18 protein-coding genes and 2 tRNA genes are annotated in these 19,795 nt (G+C 38.8%); all 20 read right to left on the bottom strand.

Annotated features, from left to right (window positions below; genetic code table 11):
• Nucleotides 1-2 precede the first annotated feature (2 nt).
• The 20 genes from GN303_RS04095 to lon all read right to left on the bottom strand — a co-directional run bounded on the left by GN303_RS04095 (nucleotide 3) and on the right by lon (nucleotide 19,553).
• A complete protein-coding gene (locus GN303_RS04095) occupies nucleotides 3-1,646 on the bottom strand; it encodes a ribonuclease J (RefSeq protein ID WP_110438953.1) in 1,644 nt (547 codons plus the stop codon).
• Between the two features lie 23 nt (nucleotides 1,647-1,669).
• Nucleotides 1,670-2,440 carry a type III pantothenate kinase gene (locus GN303_RS04090; protein ID WP_110438952.1) on the bottom strand — a complete coding sequence of 257 codons (771 nt, stop codon included), beginning with the start codon at nucleotides 2,438-2,440 and terminating at the stop codon, nucleotides 1,670-1,672.
• 3 nt (nucleotides 2,441-2,443) lie between these two features.
• The gene (locus tag GN303_RS04085; RefSeq protein WP_110438951.1) at nucleotides 2,444-3,199 is read right to left on the bottom strand and encodes a biotin--[acetyl-CoA-carboxylase] ligase; all 756 of its coding nucleotides are present in this window, start codon (nucleotides 3,197-3,199) and stop codon (nucleotides 2,444-2,446) included.
• A gap of 18 nt (nucleotides 3,200-3,217) precedes the next feature.
• Nucleotides 3,218-4,642 carry an NADH-quinone oxidoreductase subunit NuoN gene (gene nuoN, locus GN303_RS04080; protein WP_110438950.1) on the bottom strand — a complete coding sequence of 475 codons (1,425 nt, stop codon included), beginning with the start codon at nucleotides 4,640-4,642 and terminating at the stop codon, nucleotides 3,218-3,220.
• A 26-nt stretch (nucleotides 4,643-4,668) separates the two neighbouring features.
• Entirely contained in the window at nucleotides 4,669-6,606 is a 1,938-nt protein-coding gene (gene nuoL, locus GN303_RS04075) for an NADH-quinone oxidoreductase subunit L (protein WP_110438949.1), read from the bottom strand.
• Between the two features lie 4 nt (nucleotides 6,607-6,610).
• Entirely contained in the window at nucleotides 6,611-6,931 is a 321-nt protein-coding gene (nuoK, locus tag GN303_RS04070; protein ID WP_110438948.1) for an NADH-quinone oxidoreductase subunit NuoK, read from the bottom strand.
• Nucleotides 6,928-7,662 (bottom strand): NADH-quinone oxidoreductase subunit J, encoded by a 735-nt coding sequence (locus tag GN303_RS04065; RefSeq protein WP_110438947.1) that lies wholly within the window; start codon nucleotides 7,660-7,662, stop codon nucleotides 6,928-6,930. The genes nuoK and GN303_RS04065 overlap by 4 nt, the downstream gene beginning before the upstream one ends.
• A gap of 76 nt (nucleotides 7,663-7,738) precedes the next feature.
• Nucleotides 7,739-8,227 (bottom strand): NADH-quinone oxidoreductase subunit NuoI, encoded by a 489-nt coding sequence (gene nuoI / locus GN303_RS04060; RefSeq protein WP_110438946.1) that lies wholly within the window; start codon nucleotides 8,225-8,227, stop codon nucleotides 7,739-7,741.
• The gene (gene nuoH, locus GN303_RS04055; protein WP_110438945.1) at nucleotides 8,227-9,252 is read right to left on the bottom strand and encodes an NADH-quinone oxidoreductase subunit NuoH; all 1,026 of its coding nucleotides are present in this window, start codon (nucleotides 9,250-9,252) and stop codon (nucleotides 8,227-8,229) included. The genes nuoI and nuoH overlap by 1 nt, the downstream gene beginning before the upstream one ends.
• 4 nt (nucleotides 9,253-9,256) lie before the next feature.
• Complete coding sequence (nuoG, locus tag GN303_RS04050) at nucleotides 9,257-11,320, bottom strand: NADH-quinone oxidoreductase subunit NuoG (protein ID WP_110438944.1); 2,064 nt, start codon at nucleotides 11,318-11,320, stop codon at nucleotides 9,257-9,259.
• Nucleotides 11,321-11,329: 9 nt separating this feature from the next.
• The gene (gene nuoF / locus GN303_RS04045) at nucleotides 11,330-12,652 is read right to left on the bottom strand and encodes an NADH-quinone oxidoreductase subunit NuoF (RefSeq protein WP_110438943.1); all 1,323 of its coding nucleotides are present in this window, start codon (nucleotides 12,650-12,652) and stop codon (nucleotides 11,330-11,332) included.
• Nucleotides 12,646-13,281: a complex I 24 kDa subunit family protein gene (locus GN303_RS04040; RefSeq protein WP_110438942.1), complete on the bottom strand. Its 636-nt coding sequence runs from the start codon at nucleotides 13,279-13,281 to the stop codon at nucleotides 12,646-12,648. Before GN303_RS04040 ends, nuoF begins: the two co-directional genes overlap by 7 nt.
• Before the next feature lie 6 nt (nucleotides 13,282-13,287).
• Nucleotides 13,288-14,538: an NADH-quinone oxidoreductase subunit D gene (locus GN303_RS04035; RefSeq protein ID WP_110438941.1), complete on the bottom strand. Its 1,251-nt coding sequence runs from the start codon at nucleotides 14,536-14,538 to the stop codon at nucleotides 13,288-13,290.
• 24 nt (nucleotides 14,539-14,562) lie between these two features.
• The gene (locus GN303_RS04030) at nucleotides 14,563-15,231 is read right to left on the bottom strand and encodes an NADH-quinone oxidoreductase subunit C (protein ID WP_408735533.1); all 669 of its coding nucleotides are present in this window, start codon (nucleotides 15,229-15,231) and stop codon (nucleotides 14,563-14,565) included.
• On the bottom strand, nucleotides 15,224-15,799 hold the full coding sequence (locus GN303_RS04025; RefSeq protein ID WP_110438940.1) for a NuoB/complex I 20 kDa subunit family protein: 576 nt from the start codon (nucleotides 15,797-15,799) through the stop codon (nucleotides 15,224-15,226). Before GN303_RS04025 ends, GN303_RS04030 begins: the two co-directional genes overlap by 8 nt.
• 38 nt (nucleotides 15,800-15,837) lie before the next feature.
• The gene (gene ndhC / locus GN303_RS04020) at nucleotides 15,838-16,203 is read right to left on the bottom strand and encodes an NADH-quinone oxidoreductase subunit A (RefSeq protein WP_110438939.1); all 366 of its coding nucleotides are present in this window, start codon (nucleotides 16,201-16,203) and stop codon (nucleotides 15,838-15,840) included.
• Nucleotides 16,204-16,410: 207 nt separating this feature from the next.
• A tRNA-Asp gene (locus tag GN303_RS04015) sits at nucleotides 16,411-16,488 on the bottom strand.
• Between the two features lie 71 nt (nucleotides 16,489-16,559).
• A tRNA-Val gene (locus GN303_RS04010) sits at nucleotides 16,560-16,635 on the bottom strand.
• Between the two features lie 88 nt (nucleotides 16,636-16,723).
• Entirely contained in the window at nucleotides 16,724-17,011 is a 288-nt protein-coding gene (locus GN303_RS04005; protein WP_110438938.1) for an HU family DNA-binding protein, read from the bottom strand.
• A gap of 166 nt (nucleotides 17,012-17,177) precedes the next feature.
• On the bottom strand, nucleotides 17,178-19,553 hold the full coding sequence (gene lon, locus GN303_RS04000) for an endopeptidase La (RefSeq protein WP_231504076.1): 2,376 nt from the start codon (nucleotides 19,551-19,553) through the stop codon (nucleotides 17,178-17,180).
• Between the last annotated feature and the right edge of the window lie 242 nt (nucleotides 19,554-19,795).

The raw sequence follows: 19,795 nt of genomic DNA, 5'->3' as shown, positions 1-19,795 counted from the left end.
TATCACAACCGTATGACGTGAACCTCGATAAGCGGTTTTTTACCAAGCTTACGCCCCAGAATACGTCTTAGTATTGATTTCGATTTGTCAATTAATTCTTCGTCATTCAACCGAACTGTTCTTGGCAATTGTTCAATTGCATCGGCAAAATTATCAATAATCAGATCACAATCATCATACTGATCCAGTAAACCGGGCGCGCTTATATTTGGATCACTCAACAACATACCCTCATCATCCACTGCAAAACTTGCAACAATAACACCGTTATAAAGCATGCGTCGACGTGCTGCCAATACGTTCCCATCTATAGATAAAAGCCTATTTCCATCAACCGTCAAGCGGCCATAAGGTACACTATTTACAATTTTGGTTGGTCCTGGTGCCAATTGAATGATATCTCCATCCTCAAGCAGGATAGGTTCAGAGTTACAAGACTTGGCAATTTCCGCCTGTGCATTCAAATGAACCCACTCACCATGAACAGGAATACCGTATTTTGGTTTTACCAGTTTATATAATTCTGTAACTTCATCATGACTGGCATGTCCTGAAACATGAACCAAATGATCTACGGATGTTATTACCCTGACCCCGCGACGCACCAGATTATCCTGTACACGCATGATTGCCAATTCATTACCTGGAATTGTACGACTGCTGTAAATAACAGTATCTCCAACACCAAAAGATATATGTTGATGTGTATCATAGGAAATACGAGTTAAGGCTGATCTTTCCTCCCCTTGACTTCCCGTAATAATGAATACAACATTTTCCTGATCAATTTCATTCATATTCTGTTCCGTATAAAACGGAGGAATACCCCGAAAATATCCATTTTCACGTGCTGCAATTTCAATATTCTGCAAAGAGCGGCCAATAATTACCACAGGGCGATTGGCCTGTTTTGCTGCATAAGCAATGGTTTCGATCCTTGAAACATTACTTGCGAAACAAGTTACTGCAACTCTTCCCCTGATATTAGCAATAAGATCAACCATGCTTTTTCTGACTGCACCCTCTGATTCAGGCGCACGTCTGACAATCGCATTCGTACTATCACAAATCATTGCCAAAACACCTTCATCACCTATCTCGGCAAATTTTGAAAGATTTGTTGGATGACCTATTACAGGATCAGGATCGAATTTCCAGTCACCTGTATGTAATACTGTTCCATAAGGAGTGCGAATTACAACACTTTGTGCTTCAGGTATAGAATGCGTTACAGGTATAAATTCCAGATCAAATTCCCCAATTCTGATACGGGCTCCAATATCAATCAGATGAATTGTGACATCATTCAGTAAGTTAGCCTCTCTCAATTTTCTTCTAATAATTGAAGCGGCAAACGATGTTGCATAGATTGGACACTCCAATGCTTCCCAAAGATATGTTATCGCACCGATATGATCTTCATGTGCGTGAGTGATAACCAATCCTAACAAACTATCTTTATATCGAATGATGAACTCAGGATCAGGCACCAGAATATCGGCTTCCGGCATGTCGTTACCACTAAAACCAATGCCACAATCAAATGCAAGCCATGACCCATTAAGACGATATAAATTAAAATTCATACCAATTTCACCTGTTCCTCCTAAGGGAAGAAAGGCAAAATCGTTTGCAGTTTCATTCATGTTTACCCTTTTTATTATTTTTACTATGATGTTTTATTACGATTTGCAAGCAATCTTAATCCTTCTAACGTTAATTCCAGACTAATTTTTTCAAAAATATCGGTACCTTCTGCCAATAAGGATGCCAATCCGCCTGTTCCTATAACGCGATAGGAACAATTAGCTTCGGCTCCAATCCTTTTTATGATACCCTCAATAAGACCTATATATCCCCAATATATACCTGATCGCATTGCGTTAACTGTTTCTTTACCTATCACGGAAATAGGTTTCGTTATACCGATCTTTGGTAATCGAGCTGCGGCTTTATGTAGAGATTCCAAAGATAAAGTGAGACCGGGTGAAATAATTCCTCCGCAATAATTTCCTTTTTCATCAATAACATCAAATGTTGTGGCTGTCCCTAGATCCACAACAATTAAAGGACCCCCAAATAGAGTATGAGCTGCTAGGCCATTTAGCAAACGATCAACACCCACTTCATAAGGATTATCAATTAAAATTTTGAATCCCCAATCCAGATCAGATGAAGCGATAAGAGGTTCGACGCCAAACCATTGTCGACACAATAATCTCAATTGATATAAAATCGGAGGAACAACAGTACCAATGATAATGTTGTCAATCTGATGAGTTTTTATCCCACGTGCTTGCAGTAAAATAAGTAATGTCGCGGCGTATTCATCTGATGTATGGTTGGGAATAGTACTCATTCGCCATGAACCCACCCATTTTTCACCATTATGTATAGCAAATACAACATTGGTATTGCCCGCATCAATGACCATTAACACACTTTAACAATCCTGAGAATTATCTAACCAAAAAACTTCACCCGTAGAGAAACTTCGCATTTCCTTTACAGTTTGTAATAATAGTAACCCATGTTCATCAATACCACAATAAATTCCTTCCCAACTATTTTGCTGTAAATTTACAGTTAATTTTGAATTTAAAGGTATTGATTTCTCTATCCATGCCTCACGTATAATTTTTTCCTGATCATTTGTTAAAAAATTTATCCAATAATCAAAATAATATATAATTTTCTTTGATAACTCTTTTGCTAAGGGTGGTTTAGTTACAAAATCTTTTAAACAACCCAATTTTCTATTCAAATCAGGATAACTATTGATATTGACACCAAAACCCATAACCAACCATTCTAAATGACTGGTCTTGGAAATATTGCTTTCAATTAGAATTCCACCAATTTTCCTGTTTTTATACAATAGATCATTAGGCCATTTAATAAATAATTCATGATCGACTTTGCTGTAAAATCTTACAGCATCATAAAGAGACAATGCTGCAACAAATGGAATCCAATTCAATTTTATATTCGATGATCTTGGCCAATATAATAAAGAAAAGGCTAAATTACCCTGAGGCTCGATCCATTTGCGCCCACGGCTTCCCCGTGGTGATGACTGAGAGTCAGCCAAAACAGCCAGATCGGTTTTATTTCCTGATCTGGCAATCTCAATGCAGTGATCATTGGTAGACGATAACGTGGAATAATGTTCAAATTTCCAGAAACTTCTTTTTTCCACGTTTAGACACTTAAATGATTAATTAAACAAAGATTTAGCTGCAATGCGTCCAACATGCATCATTGGGCCCATAAATATGATAAAAATTACCGTTAACGCGCTCATACCAAAGGACATAAAAGAAATTGATAATGAACGATGATCAAGTTGTCCATGAGATTTATCCATGAAGATGATCTTGACAATCCTAAGATAGAAAAAAGCACTTAAAACGCTGGCAACAATTCCAACTGTTGCAAGTACATATAAATGCATCTGAATAGCTGCCCAAAAAACCATAAATTTACCAAAGAATCCTGCAAGTGGCGGAACACCTGCCATACTAAACATGAAAATTGCCATAGCAACCGCTATGCCCGGATCACTTTTACCAAGTCCGGCCAAATCATTTATGTTTTCTACAACCTTACCTTTTCGCGTCATAGATGTAATCACGGCAAAAGTTCCGACATTCATGAAAAGATAAGTTGTCAAGTAAATGATCGTTCCCAAAACACCATTTGAATTTCCTGCGGCTAATCCAACCATTGCATATCCCATATGTGCAACTGAAGAATATGCCATCATTCTTTTAATATTTAATTGTGATATAGCACCAATACTTCCAATAATTATGGATAACAATGATATAACTTCAATCAAAAACTGCCATTGATAGGATAAGGTTCCAAAAGGTCCCGACATTAACCGTAAAAATAATGCAAAAGCTGCAAATTTTGGCGACGTCGAAAGAAAGGTTGTAACAGGCGTGGGAGCACCTTGATAAACATCCGGTGTCCACATATGAAAAGGTACTGCAGAAATTTTAAAGCATATTCCGATTAAAACAAAAACCAGTCCCACGACAAAACCTATATTATTATAATTTGCCGCTGCAATGGCTTTATGAACATTGTTATATTCCATACTTCCAGCTGCGCCATAAAGCATAGAAATACCATAAAGTAAAATTGCAGACGCGACTGATCCCAAAATGAAATATTTAATCCCAGATTCAGCTGATAACGGATTGTTACGATCAATTGCACATAAAATATATAAAGATAACGAAGATAACTCCAGTCCAAGATACAGGCTCATAAGATTATTGGATGAGACCATAACCATTGCACCGACCGTGGAAAAAATTATCAACGCTATAAATTCAAAATATGTTGTTTTATTTTTTTTATTAAAATCCAAGGACAAAATAATTGTTAATAAACCTGCAATAAGAACCAGCAATTTCATGTAACGGGAAAATTCATCATTTACAAATAACCCGTAATATGCCAACCCATTTGCATTGGTTAACGTTAAAAATCCCGCGGCAATAAATATTGCCGTGGAAAAAATGGCAGAGGGAAAAAAGGAATTTTCCTTTTTTTGCAGCGCCCCGAATAACAATATAATAAGACCACCAATTGTTAATACAATTTCTGGAATAGCAAGCGTCCAATTCATCGGATTTATCCTGACTTAACTTAATATCATTGATAGATCAGGAAAGTGGCGACGATAACCACCAACCCAATTGCCATGGTAAAAGCATATAAAGCAAAAGAACCATTTTGAATCCAGGATATCCCTTTGGCAGAACGATTTGTAAATTGCGCCAGTATGACAGGAAATTCCTGGATAATATCTTTTTCACCAATTTTCCACAATGCCTTAGACAAAACCGCATAAGGACGGATAATTATTACATCGTAAAGTTTATCAAAATACCATGCATTTAATAGAAAACGGTAGAACCCCTTCATTGACTGAACTAATGATATAGGGATATTCGGATTAACTATATAACATAAATAAGCAATTAAAATACCCAGTATACCAAGTATAAGTGGCATTAATGCAATAATTGCAGGTGTATGTTGTTCAATAATCATATGCAAATTAGCTGAAACATTAACAATTGAACCTCCCCAAAATATAACTTGTTGAGAACCTATATAATAAGGATATAGGATAATGCCTCCAATAATTGATGAAACACCAAGTATGATCATGGGTAAAGTCATAGAGAAAGGAGATTCTTTTGCATGATCATAATTTTCCTTATGTTTTGGTTTTCCATGGAACACAAGAAACAACATCCGCCAGCTATATAGGCTTGTAAGAAACGCAGTTAATAACAATACAACCCAAGTTGCATATCCCAGGGAAGATTGGTTTGCCCAAACAGCTTCCAGAATGGCATCTTTTGACCAGTAACCTGCAAATGGATATATTCCACCCAATGCTAAACAGCCTATCCACATCAATATGCAAGTCAAAGGTAATTTTTTATACAATCCACCCATTTTGAACATATCCTGTTCATCATGAAGCGCGACAATCACTGATCCCGCACCAAGAAACAACAATGCCTTGAAAAAAGCGTGTGTCGTTAAATGGAATACTGCAATTTGATAGGTTCCCACACCAACTGCGACAAACATATATCCAAGCTGAGAACAAGTTGAATAAGCAATGGATTTCTTAATATCTGATTGTACCAAAGCAACAGAACCGGCAAATAATGCTGTTAATGATCCTATAACAATAATGAATATCTTAACATGTGGAGCCAATTCAACCAGGGGTGACATTCTTGCCATCAAGAATACACCTGCTGTCACCATAGTTGCGGCATGAATAAGTGCGGAAACTGGCGTTGGTCCTTCCATTGCATCCGGTAACCATACATGAAAAAACAATTGGGCAGACTTTCCCATGGCCCCGACAAATAGCAGGAATGCAATAAATTCATATATCTGGAAATCAAAACCCAATAAATGATAATGCAGTTGAACTAAATCAGGTAATTTTTGAAATATTTCATTATAAAAAACCGAACCGGTCGTGATAAAAAGCAAACTAATGCCTACGAGAAAAAATAGATCCGCAATACGATTTACAACAAAAGCCTTGATTGCGGCTGATATAGCTGCTGGACGCATATACCAGTATCCAATAAGTAAATAACTGCATAAACCTACCCCTTCCCAGCCAAAAAATAATTGAACCAGATTATTAGAGGTAATCAAGGCAATCATACTGAATGTAAATAAAGATAAATATGCAAAAAAGCGATAAGTTGGCATCGTGTCATGCGACATATATCCCATACTATAGATATGGATTAACAAGGATATGCTTGATACCATCGTCAACATGGCGACAGACAAACTGTCCAGTTTCAAATACCAGTTAATATGAAAATTACCGGCATTGATCCACTCCATGAAATGAACAACTTGACTATCCATATGATTGGCAAAAAATTGCCAAGTTACAAGCCATGCACATGTAACCGATATGGACATTCCAAGAATAGAAATAAACTTTGCAAATGAATCACCGATTATCCGCCCCATTAACCCTGCGCATAAAAAACCAGCCAAGGGTGAGATAACAGCTGTAATAAATAATGATGATGTCATTTTTTTACCCCTTCATCATCATCGTATCTTGCACTTCCACCGACCGACGATTACGATAAAATACCATAATGATGGCAAGTCCGATGGCAGATTCTGCAGCGGCGACTGTAAGGCTAAACATAACCATAATCTGCCCTGTTAAATTGCTATATAAAGAAGAGAATGCAATTAAATTAAGATTTGCAGATAAAAGCATCAATTCAATAGACATTAATATAACAATTAAATTCTTCCGATTGGCAAAAATACCAAACAGACCAATTGAAAATAAAATACCACTGACAATCATATAGGGAGCAAGCCCCACAGAATTTAAAATATTCATTTCATTTGCTCCCTTTGTTGTCTTTTTTCAGTAATATCGGTTTTATCACCAGGTTTTGGACCGAAGGAATCCTCTTGTGCAACACCATAATAAGTCTCTTTGGGACGAAGGAAACCGCCAATATCCTGAATGCTATTATTCAAGGGCACATCACGAATTTCCAGAGTTTGGCTCGGTTCGCGCATATGTTGGCGCATAATGTTCTGTCTACGGTTTTTAGGATTTTTATGCAGGGTCAAGACAATTGCACCGATCATTGCAACAAGCAGGATTAATCCACAAACCTGGAATAACAAAACATAATGCGTATATAAAATATCCCCCAATGCTTTGGTATTCGAAATATCATGCAACGCAGAATTTTGACCCCTGCTTATCAATTCAGGATCAACATGCCAATGGATGGCAATCATAATAAATTCAACGACAAGAATAAAAGCAATGATACAACCCACAGGCATGTAACGTTGCATTCCTTCCTTTAACTGGACCAGCTCTATTTGCATTGTCATTACAATAAACATAAACAGAACCATGACTGCACCAGCATATATGGCTATCAAAAGTATAGCCAAAAATTCGGCACCGGCCAGCATGAACAATCCAGCGGCATTACAGAATGCAAGGATTAGAAATAGGGCTGCATGAACTGAATTTCGAACAAAAACAACCATCGATGCTGATAGTAGCAAAATTATTGCGAAAATATAGAAAAGAATAATCGGTGTCATTATCCTAATTCCTGATCAAAGATCTTTATAAGACCCGATATATAAATTAATTTATTCATTTTAAATGTTTCCTGCCTCACCGATATGGAGCATCCTGCTCCAGTCTCAATGCCAAGGCACTTTCCCATTGATCCCCATTGGACAATAATTTGCTTTTGTCGTACATCAACTCTTCCCGGGTTTCAGTGGCGAATTCGTAATTGGGTCCTTGAACAATAGCGTCAACAGGACATGCTTCCTGACATAACCCGCAATAGATGCATTTTGTCATATCTATATCATACCGGGTAGTTCTTCTCGAACCATCATTCCGCTCTTCAGCCTCAATGGTAATTGCTTCAGCCGGACACGTTGCCTCACACAATTTGCACGCAATGCAACGCTCTTCTCCATTGGCATAACGACGCAAGGCATGCTCCCCTCTAAACCGTGGTGAAAGAGGACTTTTTTCATAAGGATAATTGATTGTTGCCTTCGGTTTGAAGAAATAACGTAGTGTTATTCCAAGTCCAGTCAACAATTCTGATAATAAAAAAGACCGTGCGGTTCTATCAATAAACCCCATTAACCAGCTCCTCCATATATCCCTACGCCGGTTACCATTACAAACGCAGCGGTAAGCACAACCCATATTAATGAAAAGGGTAAGAATATTTTCCAGCCTAATCGCATTAACTGATCATAACGGTATCTTGGAAACGCACTTCTTACCCATATAAAACAGAATAGACAAAATAAAACTTTAATTATCATCCAGAAAGGTGCAGGTATCCAGGAAAACGGCACACAATCAAAGGGTGGCAACCATCCACCTAAAAATATGATGCTGGTAATTGCAGACATCAAAATCATGTTGCCATATTCAGCCAGAAAAAATAATCCGAAGGCCATTGAGGAATATTCCACAAAAAAACCTGCAACCAATTCACTTTCACCAACTGAAAAATCAAAAGGTGGACGATTGGTTTCAGCTAAACATGAAATAAAGAAAATAATGAACATGGGAAACATTGGCAGGAAAAACCAAACATGTTTTTGTGCCAGGACAATATCGTTCATATTTGCACTACCAACAAGCAACAGTACGGAAACGATAACAAGTCCAATTGAGACTTCATATGATATCATCTGTGCCGTGGCACGCATGGCTCCCAATAAAGAGTATTTCGAATTCGAAGCCCAGCCGGCCAACAAAGTTCCGTAAACACCCAAGGAGGAAATCGCCAATAGGTAAAGGATACCAATATTAAGATTTGCAACAGCCCAACCATCATTCACGGGAATTACCGCCCATGCGAATAGGGACAATGTAAAGACTAGAATTGGCGCGACAAAAAACAAGACCCGATTTGCCTTGGCAGGAATGATCGTTTCCTTAAAAATCATTTTAACCGCATCGGCAAAGGGTTGCAGCAAACCGAAAGGACCAACAACATTCGGACCTTTACGAAGCATAATTGCAGCCAAAACCTTACGTTCCAACCAAGTCAGATAAGCGACACCGACAAGCACTGGAACCAATAGTGCCAGTGTTTTTAATATAATCAGGATAACTGATCCGAGTAATGTATGAATAAAGAAATGCTCCATGATATCACTCCGCAGCTTTTACCGATGAATTGGCACCACGTGTTTTTGAACATTCATGCATTGTGAGGCTGGCTCTACTGATTGAATTCGTTAAGAAATAATCTGAAATAATCGCCCTAAAAGATTGTTTTTCAATGTTTTTTTCTGAAATATTTATGGAAGAACTCATCTGGTTTCTAACTACTCCCTTTTCCTTAAATACAGGATAGGACTGTGCCAGGCAAGTTCTTAACTCATATAAATTGGAATAAGGAAGATCAATATTCATTGATTGAGCAATTTCTGAAATAATTTTCCAATCTTCCTTGGCATTTCCAGGAGGTAAAATCGCCCTGTTACCCTGCTGAATTCTGCCTTCCGTATTAACATAAGTACCTGATTTTTCTGTATAAGCAGCTCCAGGTAAAATAATATCAGCACGTTTGGCAGACTGATCTCCATGATGTCCCTGATAAATCACAAAGCAATCAGCAGCCAATTTTGAAAGATCAATTTCATCTGCATCAAGCAACCACAAAAGATCTGTGCCACCCGTAACCATCGAGCGTGCATCTTGTGAATCCGATTTAGGATAAAATTCCATATCCAGACCCGCAACACGAGCGGCTGCATGATGAAGGACATTGAATCCATTCCAATTTTCGGTTACCACACCAATTTTATGAGCCAAAGCCAAGGTTTTTTCAAATATTAATTTTGCATCTTCACGAACCAATGCCCCATGTCCAATAATAATCATTGGGCGTTTCGCATTATTCAAAATTTCGTTAAAGGCAAGCTCATTTCGTAACAATGAATCAATTAAAGTTGGATCCTCTCCTAAATTCTCAATTTTATACGTAGGATCATCAATAAGTTCACCTATAAATGCAATTGGGAATTGTTCGGTAAGAGACAACCATCTTTTACGAATACGGGCATTCAACACAGGTGCTTCTTGACGTGGAAAAGCACCTATCATCAATAAAGCATCAGCCTGCTCAATTCCTGCAATCGTACTATTGAAAACATAATGCCCACGATAAGAGGTATCGTAATATGCCCCATCTTGACGACAATCTAAATTGCTGACTCCAAGATCGTTCATCAAATTTTTTAATGCGAACATGCTTTCTGCATCACATAAATCCCCTGCAATGACGCCTATACGCTCTTTTTTCGTAGATTTTAATTTTTGGGAAACAACCTGGACTACCTCATTCCACGAAGTTTCGACAAGTTTGCCTTCTTTCCTTATCCATGGTCGATCCAGACGCCGCCGTTTCAAACCATCCAGAGAGAAACGACCCTTATCAGCAAGCCAACTTTCATTAACATCATCATTTTGACGGGGGAGAATTCTCAAAACCTCACTTCCTCGCACTTGTAAAGTTATATTCGTTCCCACAGAATCCATCACATCTATTGAATCAGTATTTTTCAGTTCCCACGAACGGTAACGGAACGCGGTTGGTTTGGCCGTTAAAGCCCCAACAGGGCAAACATCAATAAGATTTCCGGAAAGTTCTGTATTAATACCCTCTTCAAGAAAGGGGGTGATTTCTAGATTGGTACCCCGGTTGATTCCGCCAAGTTCTGCCGTACCAGCGATTTCATTCATAAAACGAATACAACGTGTACATTGAATGCAACGTGTCATGACAGTGCGAACCAACGGTCCGAGATACTTATCAGTAACTGCCCTTTTTTCATCCCTGAATCGCGAACATTCACGTCCATAACCTATTGCCTGGTCCTGTAAATCACATTCACCACCTTGGTCGCAAATAGGACAATCCAAGGGATGATTGATTAATAACAGTTCCATTGTACTGCGACGCGCTGCCCTGACCATTTCTGTGTCAGTCAAAACCTGCATTCCATTCATTACTGGCTGTGAGCATGATGAAACCAGAGGTTTACGAGAACCGGTTATCTCAACCATACACATTCTGCAGTTTCCAGCCACAGAAAGTTTTTCATGATAACAAAAACGAGGGATTTCCTTTCCTGCTGCCTCACAGGCCTGTAATACTGAAGAACCATTGGGAACATCCACAGGAATACCATCAACGATAACTTTTACCATAATTCCTTCCTATCCCAATACCGGCGTTCCAACAGGCACCTGGACCTGAACAGCACCACCATGGGTTTTCTTATAATCCATAATTCTTTGTTCCATCATTGGACGGAAATTACGAATTAATGCTTGCACAGGCCAGGCAACAGACATACCCATTGCACAGATTGTTGTGTTTTCAATCTGTTTCGTTACATCCATCAACATATCAATTTCTTCTATTTCTGCACGTCCCTCTGTCATTCTCTTCATGACCTTCAGCACCCAATTGGATCCTTCCCGACATGGAGTGCACTGACCACAGCTTTCATGTTTATAGAACTGAGAAATACGTGTAATCGCCCTAATAAGATCCGTTGATTTATCCATCACAACTATGCCAGCCGTTCCCAACCCGGATCCAACTTCACGCATACCGTCAAAATCCATTATAACGGTATCACACACTTCCTTGTTCAGCATGGGCATTGACGTACCACCCGGAATAACAGCTAAAAGGTTATCCCATCCACCACGTACACCCCCGCCATGACGTTCAATAATTTCCTTCAAGGGCAATCCCAATGCCTCTTCAAATACACAGGGGGTTTGAATATGACCCGAAATCGCCATTAGTTTTGGACCAGTATTGTTTTTACGCCCTATACTTGAAAACCAAGCGGCTCCTCTACGCATTATTGTAGGGGTTACCGAAATGCTTTCAACATTATTGATCGTGGTCGGACAACCATATAATCCCTTACCCGCTGGGAAAGGTGGCTTCAGACGCGGCTGCCCCTTTTTGCCTTCAAGACTTTCAAGCTGGGCTGTTTCCTCACCACAAATATATGCGCCTGCACCGCGATGAATATAAAAATCAAAATCCCAACCACTACCACAGGCATTTTTACCGATCAATCCCGCTTCATATGCCTCGTCAATGGCAACTTGCAGTCTGTTGGCTTCATTGTAATATTCACCACGAATATATATGTAGGCAACATGCGCGCCTATCGCAAAAGAGGCAAGCAATGCACCTTCAACAATTTTATGAGGCTCATGACGTAAAACTTCCCTGTCCTTGCAAGTGCCAGGCTCTGATTCATCCCCATTAATTACCAGATAATGAGGTAAGGGACCATCCCCTTTGGGCATAAACGACCATTTTAGACCTGTAGAGAAACCTGCGCCACCACGTCCCCTTAACCCTGAATCAATTACCTCTTTAACGATTTTTTCACGTCCCAAAGATAAAATAGCCTTTGTATTATCCCAATCACCCCGTTTACGAGCACCTGCCAATTTCCAGTCATCCTGACCATGCAAATTGACATAAATACGGTCTTTAAATTCTAGCATCGTTTTTTGGCCTTTGAATTATCTGATAAGGAATGATCTTGACGCAAAGGAGCCGAATTCAAACGATTTAATGCAGATCCTGGAGGCGGTTTTTCCCCTCTTCTCAATGCATTAATTAACTCAATGGTTTTTGGACCATTCATGTCTTCATAATAATCATGATCAACCTGTAGAATAGGCGCATTTGCACAGGCACCCAAACATTCAACCTCGGAAAGCGTGAACAATCCATCTTCACTGGTTTGACCAAATTCCCTGATGCCTGTCGCTTTTTTACAGGCTTCAACCACTTCATCCGATCCCCTCAACCAGCATGGTGTTGTTCCACAAACTTGCAAATGATATTGCCCTATGGGTTCGAGGTTAAACATTGTATAAAATGTGGCAATTTCAAATACCCTCACAGGAGAAATTTCCAGACGTTTTGCAACAGCAGCCATGGCCGCCTTTGACACCCAAGCACTTTTGGTCAAACGTTTCATCTGATCTTGAACGATATATAATAAAGGTATAACAGCACTTGCTTTTCTCCCTGTCGGATATTTTGCAAGCACCTTCTCTATCTGCATTTCACTTTCTTTATCAAAAGTGAAGTCAGATGGCTCAATATTCATTTTACTTTCTGACATTACACCCTATCTATCCACTTCACCAAAAACCAAATCCAACGAACCAATAATTGCAACCATGTCAGCCAACATATATCGATGGGATAATTCATCTAATGCTTGAAGATGCGAAAAACCTGTCGGACGTATTTTACAACGATAAGGTTTGCTTCCGCCATCCGCCACAAGATATACCCCAAATTCACCTTTTGGACTTTCAACAGCGGTATAGGTTGTGCCTGCAGGAACATGAAATCCTTCACTATATAGTTTAAAATGATGAATCAATGCCTCCATTGAATGTTTCATATCTTTGCGTTTTGGAGGTGAGATTTTATTATCTTCAGTCTTAATTGGACCAGGTTTTATCTTGCTTAAGCATTGCTCAATTATTTTGGCGCTCTCGCGCATTTCAACAACACGAATCAAATACCGATCATAACAATCCCCTTGCCGAGCAACGGGAATTTTAAAATCAACTTTATCATAATTATCATAGGGTTGGGATCGTCGCAAATCCCATGCAACTCCCGATGCTCGCAAACATGGACCAGAAAATCCCCATGACAATGCATCTTCAGTTGTACAGATTCCAATCCCAACAGTTCGCTGTTTCCAGATACGGTTTTCTGTTAACAACCCTTCAATATCGTCAATTAATTTAGGAAAATCTTTAACCCATTTTCCAATTTTCTCTTCCATACCTGCGGGCATATCCTTAGCCACACCCCCATGTCTAAAATAATTCGCATGAAAGCGGGCTCCAGACACACCTTCATAAAATTCCATTAATTTTTCGCGCTCTTCATAAGCCCACAATGCAGGTGTCATCGCTCCACAATCGAGACCCATGGCAGTCACGTTCAGTAAATGATTTAATATACGGGTTATTTCAGCAAACAGAACTCTTATCCATTTTGCACGATCAGGAACATCAATCCCCAACAATTTTTCTGTAGCAAGAACATAGGCATGTTCCTCGCTCATTGGAGAGGCATAATCCAAACGATCAAAATAAGGCAGTCCCTTATGATAAGCCTTGTGCTCCAGTAATTTTTCTGTTCCACGATGTAATAAACCAATATGCGGAGTTGCCCTTTTAACAACCTCACCCTCTAACTCCATTACAACACGCAACACACCATGAGCAGAAGGATGTTGTGGACCAAAATTAATCGTGTGCGTATCACCTGATAAAACATGAGATATATTCTGAGAAATTTCAGATTTCACCTGTGATGTTTTATCGGTTACCCCTTCTTGTATAATTTCACTCATCAAATATCCTTTTACCGTTTAATCCTATATAGAATACGGTTTAATATTTTGACGCTTCTCATGAATCTTTTCGTCACCAGGAAGTGTTACAATACCTTCCCAGGGTGAGTCAAAATCAAAGTCCCGCATCTCCTGTGTCAAATGGACCGGTTCATAAATTACTTTATTTTGATCAGCATCATATCTAACTTCTACATATCCTGTAACAGGGAAATCCTTTCGCAAAGGATGTCCATCAAATCCGTAATCCGTCAAAATGCGCCTCAAATCAGGCTGTCCGGAAAATAATACACCGAACATGTCATAACATTCACGTTCCCACCACGTTGCATTTTTCCATAAATGATGAACGGAGGGAACCGGTTCTTTTTCATCTGTATGAACAATGATACGAATACGCTGATTCAATGTTACAGATAAAAGATTATAGACAACATCAAATCTTTTTTGACGGTAGGGATAATCAACACCGCACAAATCCATCAATTGTTCGAATTTGCAAATGGGATGATTTTTAAGCAGAATTAACACATCAATCAAACAGTTGAGTTTAACCAATATGATTAATTCATCGTGATCAAACTCAGCCTTGACAACGCCATTTGACGAAGACATGAGCATCATGCCAATCGCCTGCAAATTTGCTTTTTGATTTAAAGTTCTTTTTTTTGAATTTTCTGTAAAATTAACCACGAAGAATTGTCCCTGTACGCTTGATTTTCTTTTTCAACAACATAATACCATAAATCAATGCCTCAGCGGTTGGCGGACACCCGGGTACATAAACATCTACAGGAACAATACGATCACATCCCCTTACGACTGAATAGGAATAATGATAATATCCCCCACCATTTGCACAGGATCCCATTGAAAGAACCCATCTTGGTTCTGACATCTGGTCATATAATCGACGTAAAGCAGGTGCCATTTTATTCGTTACCGTACCAGCCACAAGCATGACATCTGCCTGTCTGGGCGATCCCATTGGAACAACCCCCATACGATCCAAATCATAACGTGGCATATAGGCATGAATCATTTCAACAGCACAACAAGCCAACCCAAATGTCATTGGCCAAAGACTGCCAGTTCTTCCCCAATTGATTAATTGGTCAAGCTTGGCAACAACAAAACCTTTATTTGAAATTGCCCCCGTTATTCCTTTAATAACTGCATCCTGTTCAGATCCAGGAGGTAACGTTTCTTGATTCCAGTAAACCTGATCAGGATCAGATTTATTTGTTATTTTTATATTCATTATCTACTCGTTTTAACCGACAATGGAATAATTTTTACTCAATCCCATTCCAGTGCACCTTTGCACCATTCATACGTGAAACCTATGGTCAGGACTAAAAGAAATACAACCATAGAGAAAAAACCGAACATGCCAGTTTTAGACAGGGTCAAAGCCCATGGAAACAGAAACACCATTTCCAGATCAAATATCGTGAATAATATTCCCACCAAATAATAGCGCACGTCAAACATATGACGTGCATTTTCAAATGCCGGAAATCCGCACTCATAAGGCGTTATCTTTTCAGCATATGGTTTTTGTTTTGCACAAAATAATGCCGCACCCAACATTGCAACCGCAATTATTAAAGAAATAATCCCAAATATTAACACGGGTAAATAACTGTTTAAAATTGCCTGCATGGCTAATACTCTTTAATTTTTTATAGAAAATTAAATCATTTATCAAAAATGAACTCAATTCTTTATATCAAAGAAAAAAAAGAATTACACTGTTAATATTAAATATATTGATTTTTATTGATTATTTTAATAAATTTGATGGAACAAATTATTTTGATGAAAATTTTAGTGATTTTCTATTATTGCGCCATTATACTATAAATTAAATGGCGCGAGTGACGGGGCTCGAACCCGCGACCTCCGGCGTGACAGGCCGGCGCTCTAACCAAACTGAGCTACACCCGCGCATTACATGAAGCTTTCTAAAAGCTCTTTAATATTTTGTCAATATTAATATCTAACAAAATATTAATTTATGGTGGGCGATGACAGGCTCGAACTGCCGACCCTCTCGGTGTAAACGAGATGCTCTACCAACTGAGCTAATCGCCCGCTCCGTTTACCGGAACAACGACTTCTTAACACTGAAGCCGTTGTGTTGTCCAGTTATTTTTTCAAAAAAAATGAACTTTTTTTAAAATTATTTACTAACAGCTTCTTTTAACAATTTACCAGGTTTAAAACGTACTGAAGTAGATGCTGGAATCTTGATTTCTTCACCTGTACGTGGGTTACGCCCTTTGGCTGCTTTACGATGAGCAGTGACGAAACTGCCAAAACCTACAAGGCGAACCTCTTGTTTTTTTGCAAGTGTTTCTTCAATAGTACTCAATACTGCATCGATAACCTCACCTGATTTGGCTTTTGACAATTCTGTTTTTTCAGCAACAGCGGCAACAAGTTCTTGTTTATTTAGAGGTTTTTCCATTCTTTTTTCTTTCTATAATAATCACAGACTAAATTTAACTGCTAATGGATATTACATCCATATCTTAAACTATTGAAGCACTTTTCAAGAACGTCAACCGTTCAAGGACTTCAATAGTTATTTTAATACATTTATTCTATTTTTGGTTGCAATATCACCACATTATTTAATGTGCCAGCTGTTTTTTTGATGAAACATTACTTTTTTTCGCAATTACTGGTGTAGAGGTTTCCTCTAGCTCAATAGATTCGTAGGGTCTAATCAATGCTTGATGAATAACATCATCTACCATTTTAACCGGAACAATTGTCAGATTTGATTTGACATTATCGGGTATTTCCACCAAATCCCTTTCATTTTCTTGAGGAATGAAAACTTTCTTAACTCCTGCACGCAATGCAGCAAGCAATTTTTCCTTAAGACCGCCTATAGGTAAAACCCTGCCCCGCAAAGTGATTTCCCCTGTCATGGCTATATCCTTACGAACAGGAATACCTGTCATAATGCTGACAATACTGGTTGCCATCGCAACACCAGCAGATGGTCCATCCTTTGGGGTTGCACCCTCAGGAACATGAACATGTATATCATGCTTTTCAAACAAGTCAGGATGTATTCCAAATTGTAAAGCTCGACTTTTTACATAAGATAAGGCTGCAGATACACTTTCCTGCATTACCTCGCCAAGCTTCCCGGTTATCTTTATATGCCCCTTGCCTGGAACCATGACACTTTCTATATGAAGAATGTCACCACCTACTTCTGTCCACGCAAGTCCAGTTACGACACCTATAATATCGCGTTCTTCACTTTCACCATAAAAATACCGTTTAACCCCGACATAATCCTCCAGATTATCCAACGTGATCTTTACATGGTCACATTCTCCAGAAACGATCTTCTTGACAATTTTACGAGCAATTTTCGCTATCTCTCGTTCAAGATTACGTACACCTGCCTCACGGGTATATGTGCGGACAAGTTCACGCAATACCTCATCATCAATCGACCATTCTGTAGGTTTAAGACTGTGAGATTCCCCCTCCTTCTTGATCAAATGCTGACGGGCGATCTGAACCTTCTCATCTTCTGTATAACCGGCAATGCGGATAATTTCCATACGATCCAATAAAGGTTGTGGCATATTGAAACTATTTGCCGTTGTAATGAACATCACATCAGAAAGATCATAATCGACTTCTAGATAATGATCTACAAACGTGGAATTCTGTTCAGGATCAAGAACTTCCAAAAGAGCGGAAGCTGGATCTCCGCGCCAGTCTGCTCCAAGTTTATCAATTTCGTCCAGTAAGAATAAAGGATTAGAAGTCCCAGCCTTTTTCATTCCCTGAATAATTTTACCGGGCATTGCACCAATATATGTTCGACGATGTCCACGAATCTCGGCTTCATCGCGTACACCCCCCAAGGACATGCGAACATATTCACGTCCCGTTGCCTTGGCTATAGAACGGGCAAGGGATGTTTTACCAACACCTGGCGGTCCAACAAGGCATAAAATTGGACCTTTAAGTTTAGAAGAGCGGATTTGAACAGCAAGATATTCAAGAATTCTTTCCTTAACCTTTTCCAGTCCATAATGATCGTGGTTTAAAATTTCCTCCGCTTTTTTTAGATTCTTGGAAATTTTGGAACGTTTTTTCCAAGGCAAACCTACAATCCAGTCTAAATAATTACGCACAACGGTTGCCTCTGCAGACATCGGACTCATCCCGCGTAATTTTTTAAGATCAGATAATGCCTTGTCACGAGCTTCCTTGGTTAAGCGAAGTTTTTTTATCTTGTCTTCTAATTCTGTCAACTCATCTTTGCCGTCTTCGCCCTCGCCCAATTCTTTTTGAATAGCCTTTAACTGCTCATTCAAATAATATTCGCGCTGTGTCTTCTCCATCTGTTTTTTAACACGGTTTCGTATACGCTTTTCAACTTGCAATACTCCAACTTCTGTTTCCAAATGTTCAAGAAGTTTTTCCAAGCGTTTTTTCAAATCAACCGTTTCAAGTATTTCCTGTTTTTCAGAAACTTTAAGATTAAGATGGCTTGTAATTGTATCTATAGCCTTGGAAGAATTTTCAATTTGATTGACAGCTACCAGAACTTCAGGCGCGATCGACTTGTTCAGTTTAACATATTGCTCAAACTGATTAGTCATTGTTCTTTTTAAGACATTAATCTCCTTGTCATCATTCTCCGTTTCTTCAATAAGCTCAACCTCTGCCTCAAAAAAAGCTTCATGATCAATAAATTTCTTGACCTTGGCACGTTGAATACCCTCTACCAATACCTTGACTGTTCCATCAGGTAATTTTAACAACTGTAAAATAGTTGCAATTGTTCCAAATGAATAAACATCCTTTTCCGTAGGATCTTCAACTGAAGCATCTTTTTGGGAAACAAGCAATATTTTTGAATGATTTTTTGTAACTTCCTCTAAAGCGCAGACCGATTTTTCTCGCCCTACAAATAAAGGTACAATCATATATGGAAATACAACAATATCCCTTAACGGTAGAACAGCCATAATATTGGGCTGCCTTATTTCTTGGTCTTTATTGGCATCCTTCTCTTTTTTTTCAGAGATTTCGGATTCAATTTTCTTTTCTGTCATAAATTTATGACCTCCTTATATGGACGATCCTGTAAGAATGCCCAGGATGGCACATTCTATAAGATTACAATCTTAATATTATATATGCAGTGTATTAATTTTTTTTAAAGTAATAAACAGAATTAATTATCCTGAACCTTATGAGTAAAAAACAA

The sequence above is a fragment of the Commensalibacter melissae genome, assembly GCF_009734185.1.
In the GTDB taxonomy this organism is placed as follows: Bacteria; Pseudomonadota; Alphaproteobacteria; order Acetobacterales; family Acetobacteraceae; genus Commensalibacter; species Commensalibacter melissae.
The sequence above is the reverse complement of the archived record's forward strand: the minus strand, read 5'-3'. Positions and strand labels throughout refer to the sequence as shown.